Source organism: Pseudomonas sp. AFG_SD02_1510_Pfu_092 (assembly GCF_003331055.1).
Classification (GTDB): domain Bacteria; phylum Pseudomonadota; class Gammaproteobacteria; order Pseudomonadales; family Pseudomonadaceae; genus Aquipseudomonas.
The window spans coordinates 39,226-57,012 of sequence record NZ_PUQD01000022.1 but is presented as its reverse complement, the minus strand read 5'-3'; the positions used below and the strand labels follow the sequence as shown (position 1 = coordinate 57,012).

General features: G+C 67.6%; 9 protein-coding genes. 8 read left to right on the top strand and 1 reads right to left on the bottom strand.

What is annotated here, in order from left to right; all coding sequences use genetic code 11:
- Nucleotides 1-16 precede the first annotated feature (16 nt).
- The 8 genes from ggt (at nucleotide 17) to C6A77_RS12000 (ending at nucleotide 12,805) form a co-directional block, all read left to right on the top strand.
- Nucleotides 17-1,807: a gamma-glutamyltransferase gene (ggt, locus tag C6A77_RS12045; protein WP_114169672.1), complete on the top strand. Its 1,791-nt coding sequence runs from the start codon at nucleotides 17-19 to the stop codon at nucleotides 1,805-1,807.
- Nucleotides 1,808-1,877: 70 nt separating this feature from the next.
- Nucleotides 1,878-2,759: a LysR family transcriptional regulator gene (locus C6A77_RS12040; protein WP_114169671.1), complete on the top strand. Its 882-nt coding sequence runs from the start codon at nucleotides 1,878-1,880 to the stop codon at nucleotides 2,757-2,759.
- A 497-nt stretch (nucleotides 2,760-3,256) separates the two neighbouring features.
- The gene (locus C6A77_RS12025) at nucleotides 3,257-6,538 is read left to right on the top strand and encodes a non-ribosomal peptide synthetase (RefSeq protein WP_114169669.1); all 3,282 of its coding nucleotides are present in this window, start codon (nucleotides 3,257-3,259) and stop codon (nucleotides 6,536-6,538) included.
- A 40-nt stretch (nucleotides 6,539-6,578) separates the two neighbouring features.
- On the top strand, nucleotides 6,579-8,243 hold the full coding sequence (locus C6A77_RS12020; RefSeq protein ID WP_114169668.1) for a cyclic peptide export ABC transporter: 1,665 nt from the start codon (nucleotides 6,579-6,581) through the stop codon (nucleotides 8,241-8,243).
- A gap of 71 nt (nucleotides 8,244-8,314) precedes the next feature.
- Entirely contained in the window at nucleotides 8,315-10,534 is a 2,220-nt protein-coding gene (locus C6A77_RS12015) for a TonB-dependent siderophore receptor (protein ID WP_114169667.1), read from the top strand.
- A gap of 144 nt (nucleotides 10,535-10,678) precedes the next feature.
- The gene (locus C6A77_RS12010) at nucleotides 10,679-10,987 is read left to right on the top strand and encodes a hypothetical protein (protein ID WP_241507415.1); all 309 of its coding nucleotides are present in this window, start codon (nucleotides 10,679-10,681) and stop codon (nucleotides 10,985-10,987) included.
- A complete protein-coding gene (locus tag C6A77_RS12005) occupies nucleotides 10,987-12,534 on the top strand; it encodes a PepSY-associated TM helix domain-containing protein (protein ID WP_114169665.1) in 1,548 nt (515 codons plus the stop codon). The genes C6A77_RS12010 and C6A77_RS12005 overlap by 1 nt, the downstream gene beginning before the upstream one ends.
- Nucleotides 12,527-12,805 (top strand): DUF3325 family protein, encoded by a 279-nt coding sequence (locus C6A77_RS12000; protein WP_114169664.1) that lies wholly within the window; start codon nucleotides 12,527-12,529, stop codon nucleotides 12,803-12,805. Before C6A77_RS12005 ends, C6A77_RS12000 begins: the two co-directional genes overlap by 8 nt.
- A 318-nt stretch (nucleotides 12,806-13,123) precedes the next feature.
- Here the strand turns inward: C6A77_RS12000 and C6A77_RS11990 are convergent, their stop codons facing one another.
- Nucleotides 13,124-17,743: a non-ribosomal peptide synthetase gene (locus C6A77_RS11990; protein WP_114169663.1), complete on the bottom strand. Its 4,620-nt coding sequence runs from the start codon at nucleotides 17,741-17,743 to the stop codon at nucleotides 13,124-13,126.
- Between the last annotated feature and the right edge of the window lie 44 nt (nucleotides 17,744-17,787).

The window sequence follows — 17,787 nt, the reverse complement described above, 5'->3', positions numbered from 1 at the left end:
TGCAGGACGCAAAACCATGAAACGTTCCATGCCTCTGATGGGCGCCCTGTGCCTGCTGGCGGCCAGTGGTTGGGCAGGCGCCGACCAGGTGCTGCCCGCACCACCGGAGCTGGCCTCCGGCTACCGCAGTGGCCTGCAGCCGGTGCACGCCAGCCGGCACATGGTCGCCGCCGCCAACCCATTGGCCAGTGAAGCGGGGCGGGCAATGCTGCGTGCCGGTGGCAGCGCCATCGACGCGGCCATCGCCATGCAGATGGTGCTGACCTTGGTCGAACCGCAATCCAGCGGCATCGGTGGCGGGGCGTTCATTTTGTATTGGGATGGCCAGCGCGTGCAGGCGTTCGACGGCCGCGAGGCCGCCCCGGCGGAGGTGACGGAAAACCTCTTCATGCAGGCCGATGGCTCAGCGCTGGCGTTCCGCGCCGCGCAGATCGGTGGCCGTGCGGTCGGCGTACCGGGGGTGCTACGTGCGCTGAAACTGGCCCATGAGCAGCACGGCAAGCTGCCCTGGCGCGAGCTGTTCGCACCGGCGATTGCCCTGGCACGTAACGGCTTCCCGGTGTCCGAGCGCCTTCACAGCCTGGTGGCAGGCGACCCGTTCATAGCCCGTACGCCCGCCATGGCCCGCTACTTCCTCGATGAACACGGCAAACCGTTGCCGGTCGGCACCCGCCTGCGCAACCCCGAGCTTGCGCACACCTTCGAGCAGATTGCCGCGCAAGGCCCCGAGGCGTTCTACCGGGGTGCAATCGCCGAAGCCATCGTCAGCGAGGTGCGCGGCCATGCCAATCCCGGTTACCTGTCGCTGCAAGACTTGCAGCATTACCAGGCCAAGGTGCGCGAGCCGGTGTGCGGCCCGTACAAGGCCTGGCGTATTTGCGGCATGCCGCCGCCGTCATCGGGCGGGGTGATGGTGCTGCAGACCCTCGGCATTCTTGAGGCGCTTCAGCGCACATCGCCACAACGCGACCTGGCCACCCTGCGGCCTTTGCGCACGTCGTCAGTTGCCGGGCTGGAGGCGCCGCCGCTGGCGGTGCACCTGGTTGCCGAGGCCGAGCGCCTGGCCTATGCCGACCGCGCCCAGTACCTGGCCGACAGCGATTATGTGCCGGTCCCGGTCAAGGCCCTGACCGATCCTGCTTACCTGGCCCGCCGTGCCACGCTGGTCGGTCAGTACAGCATGAAGCGCGCCGATGCGGGCCAGCCGCAGGGCGTTGATCTGGCGCAAGCGCCGGACCGCTCGCCACCGCGCATTTCCACCTCGCACCTCGCCGCCGTGGACGATCGCGGGCAGGCCCTGGCCATGACCACTTCGGTGGAAGCGGCGTTCGGTGCGCACCTGATGGTCAAGGGCTTTGTGCTCAACAACCAACTGACCGATTTCTCGTTCATCCCCAGTGAGCACGGCAAGCCCGTGGCCAACCGCGTGCAGCCGGGCAAGCGACCCCTGTCGGCGATGGCCCCGACCCTGGTGTTTTCGCGGGCGTCCGGCGAGCTGGTGGTCAGCCTGGGCTCAGCTGGTGGCTCGCAAATCATCGGCTACGTGAACAAGGCACTGATCGGCCTGCTGGACTGGCAGCTCGACCCGCAACAGGCCGCCGGCCTGCCCAACTTCGGCAGCCGCAATGCGGGTACCGAGGTGGAAGCAGGGCTGGCCAGCCCGGCGTTGATCCGGCAGCTGGCGGCCTGGGGCCACGAGGTGACGCCGATGACCATGACCAGTGGCACGCAGATCATCCAGCGCAGCGGCGAAGGGTGGTCAGGCGGGGCCGACCCTCGGCGCGAAGGCACGGCCCTGGGCGACTAGCGGTGCGCGTTGCGGTGCCGAAGGTGGCGTGATAGAAGTCAGTCCTGTCATTCAGTAGTTGAATACCAAGATGTCTATCAGCGTGAAATCGAATAGGGCCTTGTTCGACCTCGACCTGCTGCGCGCGATTGTCGTGGTGGCCGATTGCGGCAGCTTCACCACGGCTGCTGCGCGCCTGCACTCGACCCAGTCGACCATCAGCCAGAAGGTGCGCCGCCTTGAGGACATGGTTGGCCATCGTCTGCTGGTGCGCGGCAATCGCGATGTGCTGCCGACCGACGCCGGGCAGACCTTGCTCGGTTATGCCCGGCACATGCTGGCGCTCAACGACCAGATGCTCGAGGCCCTGGCCGGGGCGATGGTGGGTGTGACCGTTCGCCTTGGCGTGCCCGAGGACTTCGTCGGCGGGCGCACCACCAATGCGCTGGCGGCGTTCAGCCGGCTGCACCCGCAGGTGAAGCTGGAGGTGACCAGCGGCCTGTGCCGCGACCTCAGCCAGGCCTACGACAATGGCGAGCTTGACCTGGTGCTGCTGAAGCAGCGGCGCAACACACGTGAAGGCGTGGCCTGCTGGCCCGAGCGCTTGCAGTGGATCGACAGCGCCCGCGCGCCCGCTTTCGAGCTGGACCCGATCCCGCTGGTGACCTTCCCGCCGCGCGGCCTGTACCGTGACGACATGATCACCGCCATCGAAGGCATGGGGCGGCGCTGGCGCATCAGCTTTACCAGTTCCAGCCTCAGCGGCATCCAGGCGGCCGTCGCCGACGGCATGGGCATCAGCCTGCTGCCGCCACGGGCGGCCACCGTCGAGCACCGGGTGCTGGGGCCTGGGCAAGGGTTGCCGGAGGTCGACAGCTACGAAATCGTCATCGTGCACCGGCCGACGGCGGATGTGATGGTCAAGGCGTTGGCCGAGGTGATGACGCAATTGCTGGCGGGTGGCGGAATCTGACCCGCTTTACCCCAGCGGAATCCGATGCGCTGCATGGCACCGGCTGCGCCGGTGTTCGCGGCTAAAGCCGCTCCCACAGGTACCGCGTAAGCCCAGGGCTGCACCATCCCCTGTGGGAGCGGGCAAGCCCGCGAAGCAGACGACGCGGTGGATGGCACCGGCTGCGCCGGTGTTCGCGGCTAAAGCCGCTCCCACAGGTACCGCGTAAACCTGGGCCTGCGCCGTCCCCTTGTGGGAGCGGGTTCACCCGCGAAGCAGGCGGCGCGGAGGATGGCACCGGCTGCGCCGGTGTTCGCGGCTAAAGCCGCTCTCACAGGTACCGCGCACGCCTGGGCCTGCACCGTTCCCTGTGGGAGCGGGCGAGCCCGCGAAGCAGGCGACGCGGTGCATGGCCAATGGCGCGCCACGAAAGCACCTAATTGACATCGATTATCATTGGCTCCTAATATCGCGTCCTTAGAAAGCTGGTCGGTTTTTATAAGGAAGTATGAGTGCCGATGGAAAATCTCGATGATGCGCTGCTTGCCCTGCTGCAAAGCGATGCCCAGGCCCAGCCACACCCGCTCACGGCGGGGTCGCATGCTGGTCCGCAGCTGCTCTCGTTTGCCCAGCAGCGCCTGTGGTTTCTGCAGCGCCTGGCACCGCTTTCCACCGCTTACAACCTGACCCGCGCCTTTCTGTTCCACGGCGAGCTGAACGTTGCGGCGTTGCGCGAGGCGTTCTCTGCCCTGGTGGCGCGGCACGGTGTGCTGCGCACGCGCTTCATCGAAATCGACGGGGAACCGCGCCAGCAGATGCTGGCCGAGGCGCCCCTGGTGCTGCACCAGCGCGCCGTCGCCGGCGTGGCAGAAGGCGCCCGGCATGGTCATCTGCAAGGCTTGCTGGCCATCGAAGACAGCCGCGCCTTCGACCTGTCGCAGGCGCCGCTGCTCAAGGTCGAGCTGATTCGCTACGACGCCGCCTGCCACGGCCTGCTGCTGAAGATGCACCACATCGTCAGCGATGCCTGGTCCAACCCGATTCTGGTCGCCGACCTGGCCAGCGCCTACGCCCAGGCGCTGCGTGGCGAAACCCCGCAACTGCCGGCGCTGCCGGTGCAGTACATCGACTACGCACTGTGGCAGCGTGAACGCCTGGGTGGCGCCGCGCAGCAAGCCGACCTGGACTACTGGAAACAGTATCTGGGTAGCCAGGTGCCCGTGCTGGAACTGCCCACCGATTTCCCCCGCCCGGCGCAGCAAGGCCTGCGTGGCCAACGCCTGCGCTGGCAACTCCCCGAGGCGCAAGCCGAGCGCGTCCAGGCCTTCTGCCGCAACAGCGGCAGCAGCGCCCTGGTGCTTCTGCTGGCCGCCTGGCAACTGCTGCTGGCGCGCTACAGCGGGCAACCCAGCTTTGCCGTGGGCGTGCCCCATGGCGGGCGCAACCGCGAAGAACTCGACGGCTTGCTGGGCTTTTTCGTCAACACCCTGGTCTACCGCGTCGATTTGGCACCGCAACTGACCGGCCGTGCGCTGTGCGAACGCCTGCGCCACGAGTCGCTGAATGCCTTGCAGCACGCCGAACTGCCCTTCGAGTTGCTGCTCGAACACCTCTACGTGGAGCGCGACGTCAGCCGCACCCCGGTGTTCCAGGCCATGTTCAACCTCAGCAGCGGGGCGGCGGTCAACTTCAGCTTGCCCGGCGTGCAGGTGGAGCGCGTGCTGCCGGCGCAGGACAGCGCCAAGTTCGACCTGACCCTGGATGTCGCCGTGCGCCCGGACGGAATCCACTGCGAACTGGAGTACAGCCTGGATCTGTTCGCCGCCGCCACCATCGAGCGCCTGGCCGGCGCTTACGGCCTGCTGCTGGACGGCCTGATGAACCAGCCCGATACGCCAGTGTGGCAGTTGCCGCTGCTTGACCAGGTTCAGCGCCAGCAGCAACTGGCGCACTGGAATGCCAGCGAGCAGGCGCTGCAGCCGGGCCAGGACATGCTCGCACTGTTCGAGCACCAGGTCGCCACCGGGCCGCAGCGCTGCGCGCTGATCTGCGGCGAGCACGCGCTGAGCTATGCCGAACTCGATGCCCGGGCCAACCGCCTGGCCCATTGGCTGATGGCCAATGGCGTCGGCTGCGACGCGCGCGTGGGCATCTGCCTGGAGCGTGAAGCCGAGCTGCTGGTGGCGCTGCTGGCCGTGCACAAGGCCGGCGGCGCCTACCTGCCGATCGACCCCGGTCAACCGGCGGCGCGCAACCGCGACATCATCGCGCAGGCTTGCCCACGGCTGGTGCTGACCCGCGCCAACCTGCAGCCGCTGCTGGGCGATGCCGGGCGGGTGGTGCTGCTGGAAACCCTGGACGACGCCCTGGCCCAACTGCCGGCAAGCCGCCCCGGCCTGCCTGTACACCCGCGCCAGCTGGCCTACACCCTGTACACCTCCGGCTCGACCGGGCGCCCCAAAGGCGTCGACATCGAGCGTGAGGCGTTTGTGAATTTCCTCCATGGCATCCAGGCGCATGTGCAACTGCGCGCCGCCGACCGGCTGCTGGCGGTGACTACCCTGGGCTTCGATATCGCCGGCCTGGAGCTGTTCCTGCCGCTGGTGCATGGCGCGACCGTGGTGCTGGCGAGCCGCGCCGACAGCCTCGACCCGGCCGCCATGCTGGCGCTGATGGAGCGCCATGGCATCAGCGTCATGCAGGCCACCCCGGCCACCTGGCAGATGCTGGTCGAGCACGACTCGCCAGCCTGGGCCGGCCTGCGCCTGCTGTGCGGCGGCGAAGCGCTCAAGGCCGAGCTGGCCGAGCGCCTGCTGGCGCGCCAGGTGTGCCTGCTGAACGTCTATGGGCCAACCGAAACCACGGTGTGGTCGGCGGCTCAGGCGGTCGAACAGGTGAGCGGCGCCGTCCTGCCGATCGGCCGGCCGCTGGCCAACAACCGCCTGTACGTGCTGGACGAATACCTCGAACCACAGCCGGTCGGGGTGGCTGGCGATTTGTACATCGGCGGCGCTGGCGTGGCCCGCGGCTATGCCGATCGCCCCGAGCTGACCGCCGCCGCCTTCGTGCCCAACCCCTTTGCCCAGCCGTCGGCGCCCGGGGCCCAGGCCGGCAGCCGGCTGTACCGCACCGGCGACCGTGCCCGCTACCGCGCCGATGGCAGCCTGGAGTTCCTCGGGCGCAGCGACTTTCAGGTCAAGCTGCGCGGCTTCCGTATCGAGCTGGGCGAGATCGAAAGCGCGCTGGCAGCCTTGCCCGGGGTTTCCCAGGCCGTGGTGACCCTGCGTCAGGCCGCGGCCGGCCAGGACCTGCTGGTGGCCTACCTGTGCGAAAGCACCGGCACGTTCGACCAGGCCGCTGCGCAACAGCAGTTGCGCCTGCGCCTGCCGGCCTACATGGTGCCGAGCGCGTTCGTGGTGCTGGCCAGCCTGCCGCTGAACGCCAACGGCAAGGTCGACCGCAAGGCGCTTCCCGAGCCGCGCTGGGAAGGGCTCGACGGGCCTGGCGAGCAGCCCTTGAGCGGGCCGTGGCAGCAGGGCCTGGCGCAGATCTGGCGCGAGGTGCTGGGCATCTGGCCGCTTGCCGCGCACGCCGAGCTGTTCCGCCTCGGCGCGCAGTCGCTGCAACTGGTGCGCATCCAGGCGCGTATCCGCCAGCAGTTCGCCTGCGAGGTGGCCCTGGCCCAGCTGTTCGCCAACCCGGTGCTGGCCGACATGGCCGCGTTGATCGAGCAGGCCTGCGCCACACCGGTTGTCGATGAACTGGCCGAGATCGAAAAACTGCTGCTCGCCTTCGAGTGAACCATTTGGGCCTATGCACCGGCCACCCCGAGGATTTCGCATGTCCCTGTTCCTTTCACTGCTCAAGCGTCACCGTGGCCTGCTCGGCCTTGGCCTGCTGGCCAGCCTGATCAGCGCGGCGGCCGGCATCGGCCTGATCAACGAGATCAACCGGCTGATCGCCGGCAGCGTCAGCATGAACCCGGCCCTGGGCGGCAATTTCGTCGGCCTGCTGGTGGTGTTGTTCGGCTGTGGCTTCGGCTCCCAGGCACTGCTCACCGCGCTTGGCCACCGGGTGGTCTATGAACTGCGCCTGCAAATGGTCAAGCGCCTGCTCGACACCTCCATCGAACAACTGGAAAAGATCGGCGAAGCCAGCCTCTACGCGACCCTGAGCAAGGACATCGTCAGCATCGGCCAGGCCTTCAACCGCATGCCGTTCGTGTTCTACAACCTGGTGCTGATGCTCGGCGGCTGCCTATACATGGCCTGGCTGTCGTGGCAACTGCTGCTGATCTGCGTGGTCGGCCTGGGCCTGGGTACCTGGCTGGCCCATGGCTGGTTCGCCAAGATGCGCCAGCTGATGAAGCGCGTGCGCGAGACCGATGACCGCCTGTATGCCGCCTACCAAGGGGCCATCGAGGGGCGTTTCGAGCTGGCCCTCAACGCCCGGCGCAAGGAGCGCTTCTACACCCTCGACCTGCAGCCGGCCGCCGAATATGCCCGCCGCAACGAGGTGCACGCCGACCGCTACTGGACCTTGAGCCTGAACTGGACCGTGGCGCTGATCCTGGCCCTGGCCGGCGGGCTGTTCGCTGCCGGCGCCTGGCTGGGGGTGGGCAACGGGGTGATCGCCGCCTTCGTGCTGGTGCTGATGTTCCTGCGCATGCCGCTCAACGACCTGATCGGCAGCCTGCCGACGCTGGTGGCCGGCAATGTCTCGCTGGCCAAGATCCACACCCTGGCGTTCGCCGACGACCGCAGCGCCTTGCCTGTGCAGGCCGGTCAGGTCGATGTCAGCCAACCACTGCTCGAGCTGCAGGCGCTGTGCTACGACTACCCGCACCAGGCCGACGACTACGGGTTCCGCCTGGGGCCGGTGAACCTGAGCATCGCCAAGGGCGAGATCCTGTTCATCGTCGGTGGCAACGGCAGTGGCAAATCGACCCTGGCCAGGCTGCTCACCGGCCTCTACGAACCCAGCGCCGGCGCGCTCAAGCTGCACGGCGTGGCCATTACCCCGGCGCTGCGTGACTGGTACCGGGGGCATTTCTCCACGGTGTTCTCCACCTTCTACCTGTTCGAGCGCCTGGTCGGCCCGCAGGGCGACTTCGACCCGCAGCTGGCCCAGGCCTGGCTGGAACGCCTGCGCATGCAGCGCAAGGTCACCCTCGACGCGCAGGGCGGGCTGTCCACCACACGGCTGTCCCAAGGCCAGCGCAAGCGCCTGGCGCTGCTGGTGGCGCTGGTCGAGGAGCGGCCGATCCTGTTGCTCGACGAATGGGCCGCCGATCAGGACCCAGGCTTCCGGGCGTTTTTCTACCGTGAGCTGTTGCCCGAGCTAAAGGCGCAGGGCAAGACCATCATCGCCATCAGCCACGACGACCACTATTTCTCCATCGCCGACCGCGTGCTCAAGTGCGACGGCGGCCAGCTCTACGCCTATGACCATGACGCCGCCAGTACGGCGCCAGGCGCACCTTCCGAGTTGCCCGCGCCGGCATGACCGGGGCGGGATCGATAGCCCAACACTTAAAAAAACAATGGCCTGCAAGGCCATGCAAAGGAGCTCGCGGTATGTGTCAAGTTGAAAAGGGCCGACAGCCGATCAAGGCGGGGAACTGGCTGCTGGCCCCTCTGGTAAGCAGCAGCGTGCTGCTCGCGCCCATGGCCTGGGCTGAAGAAAGCGCCGAAGAGCAGGCACCACCGGCCTCCATCACGCTGCCGGAGCAGAGCATCGTCGGCATGCAGACCGAAGCGCCGACCGTTTCGGTGGGCACCAAGGTGCCGCTGCGCCTGAAGGAAGTGCCGCAGACCATCAACGTCATCGGTCAGGAACGCATCCAGAAGCAGAACCTCTACACCCTCGAGGATGCCCTGGGCAAAGTCGGCGGGGTGACCGTGCAGCGCATCGACGCCAGCCGCCTGAGCTTCTTCTCGCGCGGCTTCGAGATCACCTCGCTGCAACTGGACGGCACGCCGACCACCATGGACAACCGGATTTTCCTGTCACCGGACCTGACCATGTATGACCGCGTCGAAGTGCTCAAGGGCCCAGCCGGCAGCCTGACCGGTGCAGGCGGCTCGGGCGGCAGCATCAACCTGGTGCGCAAGCGGCCGATGGCCGACCCTGCGGTATCGGCGGAAATCAGCGCAGGCTCGTGGGACGCCTACCGTGGCATGGTCGATGTCACTGGCCCGTTGACCGAAACCGGCAATATTCGCGGCCGCCTGGTGCTCAGCGAGAACAAGACTGCCTTCCCCTACGATGGCAGTGGCAAGCGCGAGACCAACCAGGCCTACGGCATCGTCGACATCGACCTGACCCCGGACACCGTGTGGACCATCGGTGCCAGCAACCAGAACACCGACATTCGCGGCGCCCAGCGTTCGCTGCCGGCGTTCCGCTACACCAACAGCGCCGGCGAAGCGGCCATGTCGCTGCCGGACGTGTCGCGCAAGAACTTCTACGGTGCCAACTGGAACCGTGACTACTTCTGGAGCGCGGCGGTATTCACCGAACTCGAGCACCAGCTTGGCGGCGGCTGGAAAACCAAGCTGTCGGTGCGCCACGCCGACAACAACTACGACCTGACCCAGGCCTACGCGCGCAACGGCGGTGGTATCGACCCGGCCGACAACCTGGTGTCGATGAACTCGATCATGTTCGACTACCGCGAGAAGCAGGACGAAGTCGACCTGTACGCCGACGGCCCGTTCAGCCTGTTCGGCCGTGAGCACAAGCTGCTGGTGGGCACCAACTATTCCCGCTCGGAGTTCTCCTCCAACGGCGGCTACTACTCCAGCTTCCTGGGCGATGTCGACCTCTACGACCCGCAGGCGAACTTCCCGTTCCCGGAATTCCCCGACTCTGACCGGCTGCCCACCAACGTCGCCAACAGCCGCTCCAAGGCGGTGTACGGCAACATGCGCCTGAGCCTGAGCGACCCGTTGACCCTGGTGCTTGGCGGCCGCGTCACCTGGCTCGACATGCACCGCAGCCAGCACCAGCCCGAGCCCGGCTCGCCGTCGGAGAAAAGCAGCCAGAGCGAATCGCAGAAGTTCACCCCGTTCTACGGCCTGATCTACGACCTGAACGACACCTACTCGCTGTATGCCAACTACGCCGAGGTGTTCAACCCGCAGCCGGTCAGCAACCTGGACATCAACAACAACATCATCGCGCCGATCGAAGGCAAGCAGCACGAGCTGGGCATCAAGGGTGAGTTCCTCGACGGTGCGGTGAACGCGTCGCTGGCGGCCTTCCAGATCGAGGAAGAGAACCGCGCCATCCCCGACATGAACGACCCGTCGTCGCGTGCCGTGGTAGCCGGTGGCAAGGCACGCACCCGTGGCTACGAGCTGGAAGTCAGCGGCCAGATGACCGCGGACTGGTTCATCACCGCCAACTTCACCCACACCTACAAGCGCTACGACAGCCCCAACGAGCAGTTGCAGACCTACCTGCCGAAGAACATGCTGCGCGTCTGGACCCTGTACAAGCTGCCTGGCGAGCTGGAGAAGTGGAGCGTACAAGGTGGCGTGAGCGCGGTCAGCGAAACCTACAACAAGCTCGATGTGCCAGGCATCGGCATGAACGGCACCAAGCTGCAGCAGAGCGGCTACGCCCTGTACGATGCCGGTATCGGCTACCAGATCAACGAGAACCTGTCGGCCGACCTGCTCGCCACCAACCTGGGCAACAAGAAGTACTATCAGCGCATCAACACCTTCCAGGACGGCAACATCTTCGGTGACCCGCGCGCGGTATCCTTCACGTTGCGCGCGAAGTTCTAATGAAAAGGTGCTGATGAGTAGCGTCTGAAGCGCTTTAGCAGTATGCCGGGGCTGTCTGCCGGCCCTTCGCGGGTGTTCCTGCGAAGGGTTGCCAGGCAGCCCCGGCATTTTGCGTTGCAGTTTGTGCCTAACAAGGAGAACAGGGTGAGACGACCCGCTTCGAACAACAACCGTATGCTCGCCCGACAGCGTGCGCTATGGCTGGTGCTGGCGCTGCTGCTGGCGTACCTGTTCAGCTGGGCCCTCAGCGCCCAGCTTGCGCTGGGGCTGGCGTGGCTTGGGCAAGCACCCAGCGAGGCGGTGCTGAGCAGTTCGATCGCCGCCTTCGTCCTCTACCCGGCATTGCTGTTGTGGTTGCTGTGCGCGCGCCAGGCCCGGCGTAACGCCCTGTGGCTGAGTGGCCTGGCCTTGGCGCTGCTGGCCATGCAACGCCTGTTGGCGGGGGCGGGCTGATGTTCGACAGTGTCCGCCAGGCCATGCTGTGGGTGCACCGGGTGCTGGGCCTGGGTTTTTCCGGGTTGCTGCTGATTGCCTTCTTCATGGGCAGCCTGGCGTTGTACGACCGCGAACTGGACAGCTGGATGCTGCCAGCGCTGCGCGTGGCACCGGCGACCACGCCGCTGTCGCTGGACCGCCAGGTGCTGCCCCAGGTGGCCAGCCTGAGCGAGGGCAGGGCGCTGTTGCAGTGGTACGTCGAGTTGCCGGACGCGCGCCGGCCGCTGATGCGCTTTCAGGCCTGGAGCGTCGAGCGCGAAGGCTTCAGCCGTTTCCTGCTGCCTGGCAACACGGGTGCGCTGGAGGTGGCTGGCAGCCGCGGTGGCGACTTCTTCTACCGTTTGCATTACACCTTGAACATCCAGGCCTGGAACCTCGGTGCACGGTTGATTGGCCTGGCCGCCATGCTCGGGCTGATTGCCCTGGTTGCCGGCGTGTGTATCCATGCGCGGCTGTTCCAGGACTTGTTCACCCTGCGCGCCGACAAGGCGCCACGGCGCTTGCTCGACCTGCACAACCTGACCGGCGTGCTGGCCTTGCCGTTTCACGCGCTGATCATGCTGAGCGGCCTGCTGATTCTGTTTCCGCTGTACTTGCCTGCGGCCATCGAGGCGCTGTACCCCGGCCAGCCGGGGCAATTCGCGGTGCAGGCCGACGCTGCCTACAGCCGCCCGGCGAGCGGCACCCCCGGGCCGCTGGCTTCGCTCGACGCCATGCTGGTGCAGGCCAGCCAGCACTGGCACGGCGCAGCACCGGCCTTCGTCCGTGTCTGGCATCCGGGCGACGCAAACGCGTATGTCGAGATCAGCCGCAGCGTGGCGGACCGGTTGAGCGTTGACGGGCAAACGCTGTACTTCGATGCGGCCAGCGCGCGGCTGCTGCATGCGTCGCGGCTGCCACCGGCTGCCGCTACCTTCGATGTGCTGGGCGGGCTGCATGTGGCGCATTTCCACCAGCCGGCGCTGCGCGTGTTGTACTTTTTTGCCGGCCTCAGTGGCTGCGTGATGCTCGCCAGCGGCCTGTTGTACTGGTTGGCCAAGCGCCGCCTGCAGCAGCCTGCCCGGGAGTGGGGGGTGATGGGCGTGACTCTGTTGTGCAGCGTGCTGATCACTGGCATGCCACTGGCCAGCGTGGCCATGCTGGTGGCCAACCGTTGGCTGCCGCCGGGCCTGCCCGGTCGCGCTGACTGGGAGGTGCAGCTGTTCTTCGCGGCCTGGCTGCTGGCCGGGCTGCACGCACTGTGGGCGATCGGCCGCTGCGCCTGGGCACGGGCGCCGTGGGCCAGCCAGTGCCTGGCGATCAGCGTGCTGTCGGTGCTGGCGGTGTTGGCCAATGCCTGGAGCACTGGCGATCACCCGTGGCGCGCGCTTGAGCAAGGGCTGTGGGCGGTGGCCGGGGTCGACCTGGCGCTGCTGGCCTGCGCGGTGCTGGCCGGTAGCGTGGCCTGGCGCCTGCGCCGCCGCACGCAAGCTGCGCAGCGCTTGGCGGAGATCGAAGATGCTTGAAGGGGTGCTCAGCGTCGTGGTGCTGGGGTTGCAACTGCTGGGCCTGGGCGCGCTGGCCCTGAGCCAGGCGCCGCATTGGCAGCGGGTGCTGCGCGCACGGCCGTTCCCCGGCACGCGGGGTTTGCGGCTGATGGCGTTGCTGATATTGGCATTGGCCTTGCTGGTGAGCGTGCTCGATCTGGGGCTGGCCATGGGGGCGCTGTTCTGGCTGCTTGCCGTGTTGCCCTGCGGCTTGGTCGTGGCCTGGTTGTTGTACAAGGCAAGAAGCTGAAACCCAGCTGATCGTCGGCGAGGTGTTGCGGTGCCTGGCACCGGCTGCACCGGTGTTCGCGGGTGAACCCGCTCCCACAGAGTATCGGCGGGGGGAGAACATGAATCCCTGTGGGAGCGGGCATGCCCGCGAAGCAGGCGATGCGGTGCCTGGCACCGGCTGCGCCGGTGTTCGCGGGTGAACCCGCTCCCACAGAGTATCGGCGGGGAGAACATGAATCCCTGTGGGAGCGGGCATGCCCGCGAAGCAGGCGACGCGGTACATGGCAACCGCTGCGCCGGTGTTCGCAGGTGAACCCGCGAACACCGGATTTTCGCTTCAACTGTGGCTGTAGCGGCTCAGTACGTTCAGCAGGTCGCTCAGTTGCGGGTTGAGAAACACCAGGCTCGGCGGAACCTGGGTGCCCCACAGCTGTTGCAGTCGCGCGCACAACAACACGGCCTTGAGCGAGCTGCCACCCACTTCGAAGAACTGCGCCTGCTCATCCAGCGTCTGCACTTCCAGCACCTCGCACACCAGCGCCGCCACTTGCTCACGGGCCGGCGGCTGCTGCTCGGCCTGCGCAGCGGGTGCTGGCGACAGGCGTTGCACCAGCGCCTCGAACGGCGCCGTCGGCTGGCCCGGCAGGGCTTCGAGCAGGGCCCGCAGGTCCTCGCCCAAGGCTTCGATACTCGCGTGGCGGAACAGGTCGGTGCTGTAGGTGAAGGTGGCGATCAGCCCCTCTTCGCGCTCGCTGACATCCAGCATCAGATCGAACAGCGTGCTGCGCTTGCCGTGGTCTTCCTGCAACGGTTCGATGCTCAGGTTACCGAACGCCGACGAGCGCAGGTTGCGCTCCTGGTGCAGGTCGAACATCACCTGAATCAGCGGCACCCCGTGCTGCTGGGCACCCGGCAGGGCTTCGAGCAGCTGCTCGAACGGCAAGTCCTGGTTGGCATGCGCATGCAGCAGGTTGTCGCGTACCTGGTGCAACACACGGTCGAAGCCCGGGTTGCCGGAAAGATCGGTACGCAGCGCCAGGGTGTTGACGAAGAAGCCCACCAGCCCCTCCAGTTCGTGGTGATGGCGGTTGGCGATGGGGATGCCGATGCGGATCGCCGACTGCTGGCTGTGGCCGGCCAGCAACACGTTGAACGCGGTCAGCAAGGTCATGAACAGCGTGCAGCCCTGTTCACGGCTGAAGGTGTGCAGCGCCTGGGTCAGCGGCGCGCCCAGCACCAGGCTGTGTTCGGCGCCGCGATGGCTGGGCAGCGCCGGGCGCGGCAGCATGCACGGCAGCTGCAACAGGCTGCGGTCCTCGCCCAGGTGACGCAACCAGAAGTCCAATTGCGGCTTGAGCGCCGCAGGGGTCAGTTCACGGCGCTGCCATTGGGCGAAATCGGCGTACTGCAGTTGCGGCTCGGCCAGCGGCGAGGGTTGGCCGCTGCAGAAGGCGCTGTACAGGGCGATCAGCTCGCGGGTGAATACCCGCATCGACCAGCCATCGAAGACGATATGGTGCAAGGTCAGCCACAGCACATGCTCATCGGCCGCCAGCCGCACCAGGCCGGCGCGAAGCAGCGGCCCGTGCTCGAGGTCGAAGCGGTGCGTGGCCTGGGTCTTCAGTTCCTGTTGCAGGCGCAGCTCGCGTTGGGCCGCAGGCAAGCGGCTCAGGTCGATCAGGCCCAGGGCGAAGTCCTCGGCAGGGTGCACTTGCTGTACCGGCTGGGCGCCGTCGAGGACGAACGTGGTGCGCAGGCTCTCGTGACGTTGCAGCAGCACACTGAAACTACGCTCCAGCGCCGGCAGGTCGAGCGCTCCGCGAAGGCGTACCGCTTCGGGTACGTTGTAGGTGGTGCTGCCCGGGTGCAGGCGGTCGAACAACCACAGGCGCTGCTGGGCAAACGACAGCGGCAGCGGCGTTTCGCGCCGTTGCGCGGTGATCGCTGGCAGCGTCGATGCCTCGGCCCTGGGCAGGGCCTGTTCGACGAACGCACCGAGGGTCGAGTGCTGGAACAGCGCCCGCACCGGCACTTCCATGCCCAGGCTGCTGCGCAGGCGCGAGACCAGGCGGGTGGCGGTCAGCGAATGGCCGCCAAGTTCGAAGAAGTTGTCGTCCAGGCCCACCTGCTCGACCCCCAGCACCTCGGCCCACAGCGCCGCCAGCGCGGCTTCGCGCTCATTGCGCGGTGCCCGGTAGCTGGCGCGGCGCTCGCGCACCGGTGCCGGCAGCGCCTTGCGGTCGAGCTTGCCGTTCGGGGTCAGTGGCAAGGCGCCGAGCATCACGTAGGTTTTCGGCACCATGTGTTCGGGCAGGTGCAGGCCCAGGTGCGCCTGCAAGGCGATGGCGCCCGGGCAGGCATCACGGGCCACCACATAGGCGACCAGTTCAGTGTCGCCGGCCTCGTTGGCGCGGGCGACCACGGCGGCCTCGCGCACCCCGGGGTGGCTGAGCAGGCGTGCTTCGATCTCGCCCAGTTCGATACGGAAGCCGCGAATCTTCACCTGGTCGTCGATGCGGCCGAGGAACTCGATGTCGCCATGGGGGTTGACCCGGCCGAGGTCGCCGCTGCGGTACAGCAGGCTGCCGCCGGGGTTGAACGGGTTGCCGAGGAAGCGTTCGGCGCTGAGGTCCGGGCGGCCCAGGTAGCCTTGGGTGATGCCGGCGCCGCTGAGGTAGATTTCACCGCTGACGCCAGCCGCCAGCGGGCGTAGCTGGGCGTCAAGCACGTACACCTGCATGTTGGCGATCGCCCTGCCGATCGGCAGCACCCCATATTCGTCGCCCCGCGCGCGGTAATAGCTGCACCACACGCTGCCCTCGGTCGGGCCGTACTCGTTGTACAGCTGCGCCTGGGCGCACCACTGCCGGTGCTGGCGGGCCAGGCTTGCCGGGCAGGCTTCACCGGCGACGATGGCGCAGCGCAAACTGCCCAGCTGGTCGGCGGCCTGTTCCAGCACTTGCCCGTACAACGACGGCAGCATCAGGGTGTGGCTGACCTGGCGGGCGGCAATCAGCCGGCCCAGGGCCAGCGCATCCTGCACCTGTTCATCGTGCGGCAGGCACAGCTGGCCGCCCTGGGCCAGGGTCCAGAACAGCCCGGCTACCGAACTGTCGAAGGCCAGCCCCGACACCAGCAGAAACGCCTGCAACGGCTCCGGGTAAGCGAGCAGGCGCGCCGCGGTGGAATGCACGGCATTGCGGTGCGACACCATCACCCCCTTGGGGCGGCCGGTGGAGCCGGAGGTGAAGATCAGGTAGGCCAGGCTGTCGCCGTCGGTCACCGGCGCGGGACGCTGCTCGGGCAGTTCATGCTCGGCCAGGCGGTCGAGCCACAGGGTGCGGTAGTCGCCCTGGGGCAGGCGCGGCTCAAGGCTGCTCAGGCTGAGCAACAGTGTGGCGCGGGTCTGTTCGAGCATGTCGCTCAGGCGTTCGGCTGGGTAGCTCGGGTCCAGTGGCAGGTAGGCGCCACCGGCCTTGAGAATGCCGAGGATGCCGACGATCGCATCGAGGCTGCGGCCCATGAACAGGCCCACCGCCTGGCCCGGCGCCAGGCCGGCCTGGCGCAGCAGGTGCGCCAGCTGGTTGGCCCGCGCCTCGAGTGCCTGATAGGTCAGCTGTGCCTCGCCGTGGCTGACGGCGATGGCCGCTGGCCGCGTGGCGACCTGTTGTTCGAACAACTGGTGCAGCAGCGCTGGCATGTCCTGCTGCACGTCGGTGTGGTTCAGCGCGGCCAGCCAGGCCTGGTGCGCGGCACTGATGCCCGAGGCTTCGCCCAGCGGTTGCTGGCTGGCGGCGGTCGCCTGCAGGCACAGGGTAAGGAACTGGTCGAGCAGCAGCCCGGCCGCGTCGGCATCCAGGCGGCTGGCATCGTGGTGCAAGTGGAAGGCGAAGCCCTCGGGCTGGTCGAGCACTTCCAGCAGCAGGGTGTGCGCGCAGGTTTCGCCTTGCACCGCCAGTACCGGCCAGGCCGAGGCCAGCGGCTGGCGCAGACGGAAGCCGAACGGCGTGTCCTGCGCCTGGCACGGCCATTCTTCCTGCCAGGTGCGGGCCTGCTCCAGCAACTGGGCGAAGGCCGGCAGTGCCTGGGCCAGCGAATCCTGGTCGTCGGGCTCCAGCAACAAAGGCAGGCGCTTGCCGTAAGGGCCGAACGCGTTCGCCGTGGCACTGTTGCGGCCTTCGTGCGCCCAGCCCAGCAGCACCTGGGGCTGGCCCAGGTGGCGCTTGAGCAACAGCGCCCAGCACCAGCCGAACAGCGCCTCGGCCGACGCCGCGAGGCCGGCCAGGGCACTGCCGATGTGGTCCTGGAAGGCCGCGTCCGGGGTGCGCACCAGGCAGCTGGGTTGGGCCGGGCCCACGGCTTCGGCGCGCTGGAACGGGTGCCCGGTCAGGTACAGGTCGGCGGCTTGCTGGCGCTGCCAGAAGGCCCGGCCGGCGTCGCTGTCAGTGCTGCCCAGGTGTTCGAACTGCCATTCGGCGAAGTCGGCGAACTGCACCGCTTCCTCGTCTGCCGGCAGGCCCTGGTACAGCGCCTGCCAGGCGCTGAGCAACAACTGCAGGGTGGTGTAGTCGGCGTTGGCGGCCGGCAGCGCCAGGCAGGCGCGTTGGGGTGTGCCGTGAATCACCGCCACGGCCAGGCTGGCCTTGCCCAGCGCCTCGGCCAGCAGGCGCTGCAGGGCCTGTTGCTCCGGCTCGCTGGCCAGCTCGCGCCAGTCGATGTGCAAGTGTTCGGCGATGACCTGCACCGGCTGCTGCATGCCGGGGCTGGCCAGCAGCCGGGTGCGCAGGATCTCGTGCTGCTCCAGCACCTGCCCGAGGCTTGCCCGCAGGCGCGCGAGGTCGGTGCCGTCAGGCACGGCAACGGTCAGGTACAGGGTGTCTTCGCGGTGGCTGGCGTGGGACCAGTGGGCATTCTGTTGCAGGGCGGGGCGGAAGCCCTCGATGGCATTGCTGGACATGGCGTTGGAAACCTTGAATAGGGGGCAGAAACGAAAACCGTGAA